Here is an 11,405-nt window from a genome sequence, read left to right as displayed (position 1 = left end):
CATCTGCTAAATTGAGTTTTTGGCCTACCGGCATTCGAGATGCTTTCACTAGGGGCGGTGCGTTGGATCAAGTCATTACCTTTCCCGGCGACGGGCGCGATTATGTTATCACCGACCAGCCCATGCGCCTGCGCTGGGGGCCCTGGCACACTGGGCGGGTGCTTCTGGTGCACGTACGCTCGGCGGCCCTGTACGAAGAGTACCGCGAGCAATGCCTGGAGGGCGGCCAGGACCCATCGGGCCAAATGCCCCCTCATTTCGCCCTGGAGGGCGGCACCCAGGACACGGCCTTGGGCTTTCTGCGCCACCGCGACGACACCGAGGCCCAGGAGCTGGTCTGCTATCTGGCCTGCCTATTGGAGGCCCTGCTCAACGCTCCCTCGGACATCCTGCGCACCGACTTGATCCGCCGGGTGTATCAGGAAGTTGGCCAGCTCTCCGACCGGCTCGGCTTCCGCTGGCGGGGCGGCGAGGGCCGCTTCATCCCGCCCACCAACCAGGACGCGGCCGACCCGCGCCAATTCGAACGCATGGTCGCGCCGGTGAGCAACTTGCAGGAGTTCTTCGCCCTGCTCAAGGACTACGCCGTCAAACGCTACACATCCCTGGCCCGCGAATACGTCTTCTACTACCCCGGCCGTTTGCGCGCCCTGATGGGCTAAAAACTCCGCCAGAGGGGGCGGGCCAGCTGCAAGGGATCGCCGCGCGGGTCTTGCCGCGTGCCCAAAAGCCAAGCGCGGGCCCCGGGGAAGATGCCCCCCAGCTCTCCGGCCAGGCCCAGGGCCTTTGCCGCCCGGCGGGTGGAGGCATCATACACCAACTCCGGGGCCAGCCCGGCCTCCAACCAGGCGCGCATCTCCAAAAATGCGCCCTCCGCGTGGGGCACGCCGTAGGAGCCCGCGTCGCTGCCCAGGACCAGGCGCACTCCCAGCTCCACGGCTTGGCGCATCTGCTCTTTTTGCAGGGCCCCGATCTCGCTCCAGGCCGCCCGCTGGGCCGGGGTGTTGCGCCCGGCCGGATCAACGGCGTGGCCCTCGATGGGCGCCAAGGTGGGCGACCACTCCACCCCCAGCTCGGCCATGCGGGCCAGGGTATCGCGGCCCAGAAAATAGCCGTGCTCGATGCAGTCCGCCCCCTGCTCTATCGCCTGCCTGACCGCCGCCTCGCCGTTGGCGTGCACCGACACCTTTAGCCCGGCGGCATGAGCATGCTCCACCGCCGCCCGCACCTCCTCGGCACTCAGGGCCTGGGGATGGCACACCTGACCCACGTTTTCGATGTCCAGCAGACCTGTGGCGAATAGCTTGATGACCCCGCAGCCCTGGGCCGCGCGCTCATCCACCGCGCGGGCAAAGCCCTCGGCTCCGGCCACGGGCTCGGCCAGCCAATAGGCCGCCTCGCCTACCGCTCCCAGCCCCACCCCGGCCGCCACCACCAAGGGAGCTTGATCGTTTCGGCGGGGCGTTTGCTGCGCGGCGCGGTGGCCCAGGTCGCGCACCGCGGCCAGCCCGGCCCAGTTGCAGGCGTCCAAGGCCGCCTGCAAGCCGGAGCGCATCTGCAAGTGCACGTGGGCGTCGATGGGCGCGGCCGAGAGCCACAGGCCGGGCATCTCCCTGCGGGGAGCCCCGGCGGCCAGGGCCTCGCCACCCAGGGCCGCGATCCGGCCGGACTTCAGCAATACGGCGGGAGGGCCATCATGCGGAGCGGCACCGGCCAGTCCCTGCGGGAGCAGGCAGACCGGGGCCTGGTCGGGGCTCAACGCCCTACCCGGCCAGGCGCGCGCACAGGGCCGCGAACTGGGCCCCGTAGGTGGCGCACTCGCCCAGCACCCGCTCGTCCGGCTCGCCGATGGCCAGGGGGCCGAAGTGGCCGCCCTTGCGCGAGCCCTGCACCACCATGCCGTGGATCAAGAGGCCCTGGATCATGGACATGAGGGTCAGCTCACCGCCGCCCCCGATGCCGCCGGTGCTGGCAAAGGCCCCCGCCGGCTTGCCCACCAGTTCGCCCTTGCCGAACAGGGCGATGGACTCGTCGATGAATTTTTTCATCTCCGCGGCCATGCAGCCGAAGTAGCAGGGAGAGCCCAGGAGCACCCCGTCGGCCGCGCGCAGGTCGTCCACCGTCGCCTCGCCGAGCTTCTTGAGCGACACTTCGCAGCCGCCCGCTTTGATGCTCTCGGCCAGGGCCTCGGCCATCTTGCGGGTGTTGCCTCCATGGGAAAAATAAGCGATCAGGACTTTGGCCATCGTCTGTCTCCTGATTAAATCGTTGATAACCGGGCCGGGCGGCCCGGCGCGGGCTCAGGCCGGGTGGTCGCCCTCGGCGCTCCAGGCCGGCTGGCACACGCACAGAAACACCAATTCCCCGGGGCCGGGGTTGGCCACCCATTGCACCGTTCCCGGAGGCACGTACACGCAGCTCTCCGGGCCGATCTCGGCGGACTCGCCGTCCAGGTGCATGACCCCCCGTCCCCGCAGCACGTAATAGATCTCCACGAAATCCAGGCGATGGGGGCTGGTGACCCCCTTGGGCGGCAGGCTGGCCCGGGACAGGCTCACCCCCGGGCTGGTGGCGTCGTTGTTGGGGTGGATGACCTCGGCCAGGGAGCAGCCGTCCGTGGCCGTGAACACCGGCAGCGCGTCGGCCCGCTTGACCAGCATCAGGTTCCGTCTCCGGGCGCGGGCTCCTCGGCGCCGTTGGGCAGGGCCTTCTGGTCCCGCTGGCCCAGTTCCCCTTGCTCGGCCTTGACCGGGCGCGGCAAAAGGGCCGCGTCCTCCACGGTGACCTCGCCGTCCACGATGCCCCCCAGCTCTATGGACAGCGAGGCGCAGCGCAGATTGCCCTGCACCCAGCCGCCGCCCTTGATGATCACCCGCTCGGCCACCACGTTACCCTGCACCCCGCCTTCGACCACCAACAGGTCCTGGCTGAACAGGTCTCCCCGCACGATGGTGCCCGGCGCGATGACGGTAAGTTGGTTGGGGGCCAAATTGTCGCTCCGTGGGAGGCCCGCTCAGCGCGCCTTTTGGTCCATGGGATGGCGCTTGAGCAGGACCAGTTCCCCTTCCTTGTCGTAAACCAGGAACTCCAGGGTCTCCACCTTTTTGTCCACCAGGGCGAAGCGGGCCCGCAGGCGGCGGTAGCGCTTGACCTCGAAGTTGGCGGTCCGCTTGTAGTCCTCGGGCCGCCCCAGGGGGGTCAGGTGGATGGGCGGCCAGGCCTCCAGCCAGGGAGCGCCCTTGCGCTCGCCCCGCAGGATGACCGCCACGTAGCCTTCAACGGGCTTGCGGCTGTTGTCCTTTTTGCTGACCACGTTGAAATAGACCAGCAGCTCACGGCCGGATCGCTTGGTGCTCACCTTCTGGATGTCCACCCAGTCCGAGCTGGTGGGCCAGGGTTCCAGGGCCTGGGCCTGGGCCGAGGAGCTCACCCAGGGCTTCTCGCCGTTGTTGGAGGCCGGGACGGGCTTGGAGTCCTCGGCCGGAGCCGGCGGTGGAGGCGCGGCGGCCGGGGCCGGATCGCGCGGCGGCGGCGGAGGGGGCGGTTTCACCCCGGTACTGGGCTCGGGTTTGGCCTGGGGGCTGGCGGCCAGATCCAGCCGGTCTTGCAGGTCCCGGAGCATACTCTCCAGGTTCTGCGCCACCAGCCTCATGCGCTTGTTGTCCTTGACCAGCTCCTGGAGAGCCTGGTTTTGCTGGTATAGCAAGTATCCGCCGCCGGCCAGGCCGGCCACGGTCAGGCAGATGAGCAGCAGGACGAAGTAGAATAACCAGGGTCCTAGTCGCATTCTCTTTACCGGGGCGTCCTTGCGCACCAGCAGGATGTCGGTTGACCGCCGGGCCAATTTGCCCCCTCTTGAGTGGCGAGTTGTCGCTTATTCAATCCTATCGATTCCCCACGGCCGGGGCAAGGGAACTCCCTAGCCGCGCTTGGCGGGAGACGCGGAGGCGGGCAGCTTTTCCCACTGTTCGCCGCGAATGAGCCAGCGGCCCTTGTGCCGCACCAGCTCCAGGGTCTTCAGGCCCAGGTCGCGGTGCCAGTCCGAGCGGTAATGCTGCACAAAGGTGACCTTGGCCTTGTCGCCGGCCACGCTTATCCGCACGTCCTCGGCGCGCACGGATATGCGCTTGTAGACCCGGTTCAGATAGGCCTTGTGTTTGCGCCATTGCCGGCGGTTCTTGCCCCCGCTGTTGAAGTCGCGGGCATAGAAGCTCATGTAGGTCTTGAGACGCTTGTGTTGCCAGGCGGCCAGCCAGGCGTTGAGCATGGCCTTGATTTGGGCCTGGGAGTCCACGGGCGCGGCCTTGGCCACCGCCACGGGGGCCTGCTTGGGCGGCGCCCAGGAGGCCAGCAGGCGAGCCTGGGCCAGGTTGGGCACCAGCCATTGCACCTGCACCAGCTTGAGATGGCCTGGGCCGGCGCCGCTCAGGTAGAAGCGCCGGGTCAGGGCCACTCCCCTGCTCTTGCCCTTTTTCTTGGGCCCGGTGAGGTATTGGTTGGCCAGAAGCACCCACTGTCCCTTTGCACCGAACAGGGCCAGGCCCTTGGTGTGCGCCTTGACGCCCGGCCCCAGGCGTTGCAGATCAGCCGCCAGGCCGCTCAGATCGTGCTTGGCTCCGTTGGCCTTGACCAGGTCCAGGCTGGTGGGGGCGGAGCCGGCCTGGGAAAGCAGCTCATCCAGACGCACGGTGCGCAAATATTCGCAGGCCGCGGCTTGCAGCTCCGGACTGGGCAAGGCCATGCGCTCCACCACGATAACCGGGGTGTACTGCTCGTCCAAGAGCGGCTCCACCATGGCCAGGTCCTGGTTGGCCATGACCAGGCAGCCGTTGGAAGAGCGCGGCTTGTAGCTCTTGTTGGTGCCGTGGATGTAGATGCCGTCGCCCTTGCGCCCCTGAGCCTTGTCCTGGGGGTTGGGGTAGTTCAGGTGCAGGGCGCGGTCCCCGAAGATGGTTACCTTGCGGTCCTTGTAGCGGTGGGTGATGAAATAGACCCCCTCTGGCGTCCTTTCGTCCAGGGCCACGCTCTTGGGGCCCGGCTTTTCGCCAGAGGCGCAGGGGTATTCATACTCCAGGCCCAGCTTGCCCAGATAGCGTAGCACCAGCAGCCGCTGGCGCGACTTGTCCACCACCACCAGGCGGGTGTCCGGAGCCTGGCCGTGATAGCACCACACCACCGGCACGCCCTGGCTGTCCAACGGAGCCAAGCGGGGCGCCTCCGTGGCGGCCCAGGCGGTGGTGCCGAAAAACAATAGCGTTACAAAGAGGAATATTGCCCAGTTGAGCAAGGCGGGCCTTTTTAAGGCCGGACAGGCCGCGAGCGTGTTGGTCAAGCGATTACACCACGGGGTTGAACAGGTTATAAAACTCGACTCCAGAGTCGGATTGTTACCTGGGATGGAGCCTAGCACAAGCGTTATACAAAGGCAATATCCCAGAACTACTACCAAAAGCCCACCTCGCCCGGCCAAAGGCCACTTAAAGGCGATTTCACCGGAAAAATTAAATTTTCGTTTGACAGGGCTTGAGTCTGCGTGCTAATTTTTAGCCACTGAATGACAATTCATTCACTTTTCGGGCTACAAAGGCCCAGGGGAAACAAACAAGCCACAAATTCTTGAATGACAGCTCATTCACCACTGCGGCGGGCACCGCGGGTGCGTGTCCGGCAAGGAGGTCAGGTTTATGTCCTTGAAGATCGAAAAAGTGGGCGTCATCGGCGCAGGGGTGATGGGAGCCACCATTGCCGCCCACATGGCCAACGTCGGCCTGCCCACGGTGCTGTTGGACATCGTCCCCCCCAAGATGCCCGACGCCCTGGCCAAGAAGAAAGTTAGCGAGGACTCCAAGCAGTTCCGCAACTTCTTTGCCGATTCCGGCCTCCAGGGCGCGCTCAAGGCCAAGCCGGCCGCCTTCTACGTGCCGGACAACGCCGCGCTGATCACCACCGGCAACCTGGAAGACGACCTGGAGCTTCTGGCCGACTGCGACTGGATCATCGAGGTGGTGGTCGAGCTGTTGGACATCAAGAAGGACCTCCTGTCTCGCCTCGAGAAGGTCGTTTCCCCCAGCGCGGTGGTGACCACCAACACCTCGGGCATCTCGGTGGCCGCCATGAGCGAGCACCTGAGCGAGGACTTCCAGAAGCGCTTCCTGGGCACTCACTTCTTCAACCCGCCCCGCTACATGAAGCTCTTCGAGATCATCCCCGGCCCCAAGACCGACCAGGGCGTCATCGACGGCATGGCCGATTTCGCCGAGAAGGTGCTGGGCAAGGGCGTGGTGTTCGCCAAGGACACCCCCAACTTTATCGCCAACCGCATCGGCGTGTTCGGCATGAGCTACCTGAACCAGCTCATCGACGAGATGGAGCTGACCTTCGAGGAAGCCGACGCGCTGACCGGCACGGTGCTGGGCCGCCCCAAGATGGCCTCCTACCGCCTGGCCGACCTGGTGGGCCTGGACACCCTGGGCCACGTGGCCGACAACGTGTACGATGGCGCGCCCGACGACGAGCAGCGCGACCGTTTCGTGCCCCCGGCCTGGTTCAAGGGCATGTTGGAAAAAGGCTGGCTGGGCAACAAGACCCGGGGCGGCTTCTATAAAAAGGTCAAGGACGAGAACGGCAAAAAGCAGGTCATGGTCCTGGACCGGGCCACCATGGAGTACCGCCCCACCCAGAAGGCCAAGTTCGCCTCCCTGGAGGCGGCCAACCAGCAGCCCGGCGGCAAGGCCAAGCTCAAGGCCATCTACTACGCCAAGGACAAGGCCGGCGAGTTCACCTTCAAGCACATGAGCGCCGGCCTGGTCTACGCGGCGGCCCGCATCCCCGAGATCTCCGACGACGTGGTGAACATCGACAACGCCATGAAGTGGGGCTTCAACTGGAAGATGGGCCCCTTCGAGGCCTGGGACGCCCTGGGCGTGGCCAAGTCGGTGGAGGCCATGAAGGCCGGCGGCTTCGCCATCCCCGCCTGGGTGGATGAGATGCTGGCCGACGGCAAGGAGTCCTTCTACAAGACCGAAAACGGACAGCTCTACTACTACGACATCCCCTCCAAGGACTACAAGCTGGTGGAGATGTCGCCCGAGATCATCCTGCTGCCTTCCCTCAAGGCGCAGAACAAGACCGTGGCCGAGAACAAGGGCGCCAGCCTCATCGACCTGGGCGACGGGGTCTTGTGCCTGGAGTTCCACACCAAGATGAACTCCCTGGGCCAGGACATCATCACCATGGTGGACAAGGCCTGCGACCTGATTGAAAACGACGGCTGGGAAGGCCTGGTGGTGGCCAACCACGGGACCAACTTCTCGGTGGGCGCCAACCTCATGCTGGTGCTGTTCACCGCTCAGGAAGAGGAGTGGGACGAGCTGGACTGGATGATCAAGAAATTCCAGGACAGCTTCATGCGCCTGAAGTACCTGTCCAAGCCGGTGGTCTCCGCGCCGCACCAGATGGCCCTGGGCGGCGGCTGCGAGATCTGCCTGGCCTCCGACCGGGTGGTGGCCGCGGCCGAGACCTACACCGGCCTGGTGGAGGTGGGCGTGGGCGTGATCCCCGCCGGCGGCGGCACCAAGGAGCTGTTGCTCAGGAACACCCACGAGCGCGTGTTCAAGATCGCCAAGGGCGGCCTCTACCCCAAGCAGGTTTACCTGCTGCCCTTCGTGGCCCGCGCCTTTGAGACCATCGCCATGGCCAAGGTGGCCACCAGCGGCCCCGAGGCGATCAAGATGGGCATCTTCCGCGAGAGCGACAAGGTGGTGGTCAACGCCGACTACCGCATCAAGAAGGCCAAGGACAACGTGCTGGCCCTGAACCTGGCCGGCTACACCGCACCGCGCCCCATCGAGAACATCCGCGTCCTGGGCCGCGACAGCATGGGCGTGTTCAAGTACGCCCTGTACAACATGCACAAGGCCGGTTTCGTGACCGACCACGACATAAACGTGGCCACCGAGGTGGCCCGGGTGCTCACCGGCGGCAACGTGCTGCCCGACACCGAGGTCAGCGAGCAGTACATCCTGGACCTGGAGCGCGAGGCCTTCCTCAAGCTTTGCGGAATGCCCCAGACCCAAGCGCGCATGGCCCACATGCTCAAGACCGGCAAGCCGCTGCGCAACTGAGAAAGAGCGGCAAGTGGAAGAAATGAACAGGAGAGGGGCGATTTTAATACAAACACGTCGTGCGGGCGCTATTTTGTTGAGCCCCTCTCCTGTTCTAATAATTTTCGCCTCAGTCAAGAAGGTGGGAGGTATCTCATGAAGGAAGCCGTGATCGTCGCGGCCTGCCGGACCGCGGTGGGGCGCGCCCCTCGGGGCACCCTGCGCCAAACCCGGCCCGAGTACATGGCCAGCACGGTGGTGGGCGAAGTGGTCAAGCGCACCCCGGGCCTGGATCCCAAACAGATCGACGACGTGATCCTGGGCTGCACCTTTCCCGAGGCCGAGCAGGGCCTGAACATCGGCCGGGTGGCCGCCCAAAAGGCGGGCCTGCCCGACGAGGTGCCCGGCATGACCCTCAACCGCTTCTGCTCCTCGGGCCTAAACGCCATCAGCGTGGCCTGCGAGCGCGTCATGGTGGGCCAGGCGGACATCATGATCGCCGGCGGCGTGGAGTCCATGAGCCTGATCCCCATGGGCGGCAACATGATGATGTTGGACCCGGAGTTGGGGGCGGCCAAGCCCTGGGCCTATGAGGGCATGGGCATGACCGCCGAGAACGTGGCCAACGACTTCAACATCAGCCGCGAAGAGCAGGACAAGTACGGCGTGCGCTCCAACGAGTTGGCTCTCAAGGCCATTGCCGAGGGCCGCTTCAAGGACGAAATCGTGCCCCTGATGGTGACCAAGCAGAAGAAGACCGCCAAGGGCAAGTTCGAGCTCTACGAGGAGGTCTTCGACACCGACGAAGGCCCCCGGGCCGGCACCACCATGGAGACCCTGGCCAAACTGCGCCCGGCGTTCATAAAGACCGGCACGGTGACCGCGGGCAACTCATCCCAGATGAGCGACGGCGCGGCCGCGGTGATGGTCATGAGCAAGGAAAAGGCGGCCGAGCTGGGCCTCAAGCCCATGCTCACCTACCGCTCCTTCGCAGTGGCCGGCGTGGACCCGCGCTACATGGGCATTGGCCCGGTGGCGGCCATCCCCAAGGCCCTCAAGTACGCGGGCATCGGGGTGGACGACCTGAACCTCATCGAGCTCAACGAGGCCTTTGGTTCTCAGGCGGCCTACTGCGTGCGCGAGCTGGGCTTGAACCTAGACGTGACCAACGTCAACGGCGGGGCAATCGCCCTGGGCCACCCCCTGGGCTGCACCGGCGCCAAGCTGACCACCCAGCTGGCCTACGAGATGAACCGGCGCGACGCCAACTGCCGCTGGGGCCTGGTGTCCATGTGCATCGGCTTCGGCATGGGCGCGGCGGGCATCTTTGAGAAAGAGGATTACTAGCCGCCCTACCCGGCCGGCTGGACATGGTTTCGTTTTCTTAAGCAGGGAGCCTAAAAGATGGCTGACAAAGACATTCCCCAAGGCGGCGGTTTCCTCCTCGGCCCCACCGATCCGGCGGCGGCATTCGTCCCGGAGGAGTTTTCCGACGAGCATAAGATGATCCTGACCACCACCGCCGACTTCGTGGCCGGCGAGATCGTGCCCAACGACGAGCAAATCGAGGCCAAGGACCACGACACGGTCAAGAAGCTCATGGCCGGGGCCGGCGAGCTGGGCCTGTTGGGCTCTGACGTGCCCGAGGAGTTCGGCGGTCTGGGTCTGGACAAGATCTCCACCGCGTGCATCACCGAGGAGATAGGCAAGTCCGGTTCCTTCGCGGTGGCCCAGGGCGCCCACACCGGCATCGGCACCCTGCCCATCGTGTACTACGGCACCAAGGAGCAAAAAGAGAAGTACCTGCCTGATCTGGCGGCGGGCACCAAGATCGCGGCCTACGGCCTCACCGAGGCCGGCGCGGGCTCCGACGCCGTGGGCGGCTGCCGCACCAAGGCGGTGCTCAGCGAGGATGGCAAGCACTACATCCTCAACGGCGAGAAGATGTTCATCACCAACGGCGGCTGGGCCGAGACCTTCGTGGTCTTCGCCAAGATCGACAACGCCGAGTTCAGCGCTTTCATCGTGGAGCGCGGCTTCCCCGGCGTGAGCACCGGCGCCGAAGAGCAGAAGATGGGCATCAAGGGCTCCTCCACCACCACGGTGATCCTGGAAGACGCCCAGGTGCCGGTGGAGAACCTGCTCTACGAAAAGGGCAAGGGCGCCACCATCGCCATGAACGTGTTGAACATCGGTCGCTACAAGCTGGGCTGCGCGGCCATCGGCGGAGCCAAGCTGGCCCTGAACCAGTCCACCAAGTTCGCCAAGGACCGCACCCAGTTCGGCAAGCCCATTGCCGACTTCGGCGCCATCCAAGAGAAGCTGGCCAAGATGGCCTACAAGATCTACGCCGCCGAGAGCTCGATCTTCCGCTCGGTGGGCCTGATCGACGCCGGCCTGCACGACGTGGATCACTCCGACCCCGAGTACGGCGCCAAGGCCTCCGCGGCCATCCGCGAGTACGCCATCGAGTGCTCCATCGACAAGGTGCTGGGCTCCGAGGTGCTGGACTACGTGGTTGACGAGTGCGTGCAGGTGCACGGCGGCTACGGCTACGTGAGCGAGTATCCGGCCGAGCGCGCCTATCGCGACGCCCGCATCAACCGGATCTTCGAGGGCACCAACGAGATCAACCGCATGACCATCCCCGGCGAGCTGCTGAAGCGCGCCATGAAGGGCAAGCTGCCCCTGATGGCCGCGGGGCAGAAGCTCCTGGGCGAGATCATGGAGTACAGCCCCCTGATGGTGGAGCTGCCGGACGAGCCCCTGGCCTACGAGGCCCACATGGCCGAGATGGCCAAGAAGGCGGTCATCTTCGTGGCCGGCCTGGCTGCCCAGACCTACATGCAGAAGCTCATCCACCAGCAGGAGATCCTGATGCGGGTGGCGGACATGGTCATCCAGTCCTTTGCCATGGAGAGCTGCGTGCTGCGGGCCAAGAAGGCCATCGCCTCCCTGGGCGAGGACAAGGCTCAAATCTTCATGGACATGACCAAGGCCTACATGGACGACGTGTTGCCCATGATGATGATCTGGGCCAACGAGTGCCTGGCGGCCATGAGCGAAGGCGACGACCTGCGCACCATGATGATCGGCGCCCGCAAGCTGCTGAAGTACCAGCCGGCCAACGGCGTGGCCCTCAGGCGCGCCATCGCGGCTCGCGTGCTGGACAAGAACGGGTATCCGTTCACTTACTAAGCGCCCAAGCCCGACAGGGACGCCGGGCATAAAGCGCGTCCCTACCTCCTGCAATAGAGGCCCGCCGGGTTCCCCTCCCTTTTCCCGGCGGGCCTCATCTTTTTT

The 11,405-nt window shown here is 65.4% G+C and carries 10 protein-coding genes; 4 read left to right on the top strand and 6 right to left on the bottom strand.

Annotated features, from left to right (window positions below; translation table 11 throughout):
• Positions 1-62: 62 nt before the first annotated feature.
• Complete coding sequence (locus KQH53_07520; GenBank protein ID MCB2226513.1) at positions 63-662, top strand: hypothetical protein; 600 nt, start codon at positions 63-65, stop codon at positions 660-662.
• Here the strand turns inward: KQH53_07520 and KQH53_07515 are convergent.
• The 6 genes from KQH53_07515 to KQH53_07490 all read right to left on the bottom strand — a co-directional run bounded on the left by KQH53_07515 (position 659) and on the right by KQH53_07490 (position 5,206).
• Positions 659-1,678 carry an amidohydrolase family protein gene (locus KQH53_07515; protein ID MCB2226512.1) on the bottom strand — a complete coding sequence of 340 codons (1,020 nt, stop codon included), beginning with the start codon at positions 1,676-1,678 and terminating at the stop codon, positions 659-661. The genes KQH53_07520 and KQH53_07515 overlap by 4 nt on opposite strands.
• Before the next feature lie 85 nt (positions 1,679-1,763).
• Positions 1,764-2,246: an NAD(P)H-dependent oxidoreductase gene (locus KQH53_07510; GenBank protein ID MCB2226511.1), complete on the bottom strand. Its 483-nt coding sequence runs from the start codon at positions 2,244-2,246 to the stop codon at positions 1,764-1,766.
• Positions 2,247-2,300: 54 nt separating this feature from the next.
• Positions 2,301-2,660 (bottom strand): cupin domain-containing protein, encoded by a 360-nt coding sequence (locus KQH53_07505; protein MCB2226510.1) that lies wholly within the window; start codon positions 2,658-2,660, stop codon positions 2,301-2,303.
• Complete coding sequence (locus KQH53_07500) at positions 2,660-2,989, bottom strand: polymer-forming cytoskeletal protein (GenBank protein ID MCB2226509.1); 330 nt, start codon at positions 2,987-2,989, stop codon at positions 2,660-2,662. Before KQH53_07500 ends, KQH53_07505 begins: the two co-directional genes overlap by 1 nt.
• Positions 2,990-3,013: 24 nt before the next feature.
• Complete coding sequence (locus tag KQH53_07495) at positions 3,014-3,844, bottom strand: hypothetical protein (protein ID MCB2226508.1); 831 nt, start codon at positions 3,842-3,844, stop codon at positions 3,014-3,016.
• Positions 3,845-3,919: 75 nt separating this feature from the next.
• On the bottom strand, positions 3,920-5,206 hold the full coding sequence (locus tag KQH53_07490) for a L,D-transpeptidase (GenBank protein MCB2226507.1): 1,287 nt from the start codon (positions 5,204-5,206) through the stop codon (positions 3,920-3,922).
• A 478-nt stretch (positions 5,207-5,684) separates the two neighbouring features.
• On the opposite strand from KQH53_07490, the gene KQH53_07485 reads away from it, so the two are divergent.
• From KQH53_07485 to KQH53_07475, 3 genes are all read left to right on the top strand, one after another.
• Positions 5,685-8,123: an enoyl-CoA hydratase/isomerase family protein gene (locus KQH53_07485; GenBank protein MCB2226506.1), complete on the top strand. Its 2,439-nt coding sequence runs from the start codon at positions 5,685-5,687 to the stop codon at positions 8,121-8,123.
• Between the two features lie 135 nt (positions 8,124-8,258).
• Complete coding sequence (locus KQH53_07480) at positions 8,259-9,449, top strand: thiolase family protein (GenBank protein MCB2226505.1); 1,191 nt, start codon at positions 8,259-8,261, stop codon at positions 9,447-9,449.
• Positions 9,450-9,506: 57 nt separating this feature from the next.
• Positions 9,507-11,300 (top strand): acyl-CoA dehydrogenase family protein, encoded by a 1,794-nt coding sequence (locus KQH53_07475; protein ID MCB2226504.1) that lies wholly within the window; start codon positions 9,507-9,509, stop codon positions 11,298-11,300.
• Positions 11,301-11,405: the final 105 nt, after the last annotated feature.

This window comes from Desulfarculaceae bacterium (assembly GCA_020444545.1).
Lineage (GTDB): Bacteria > Desulfobacterota > Desulfarculia > Desulfarculales > Desulfarculaceae > Desulfoferula.
The sequence above is the reverse complement of the archived record's forward strand: the minus strand, read 5'-3'. Positions and strand labels throughout refer to the sequence as shown.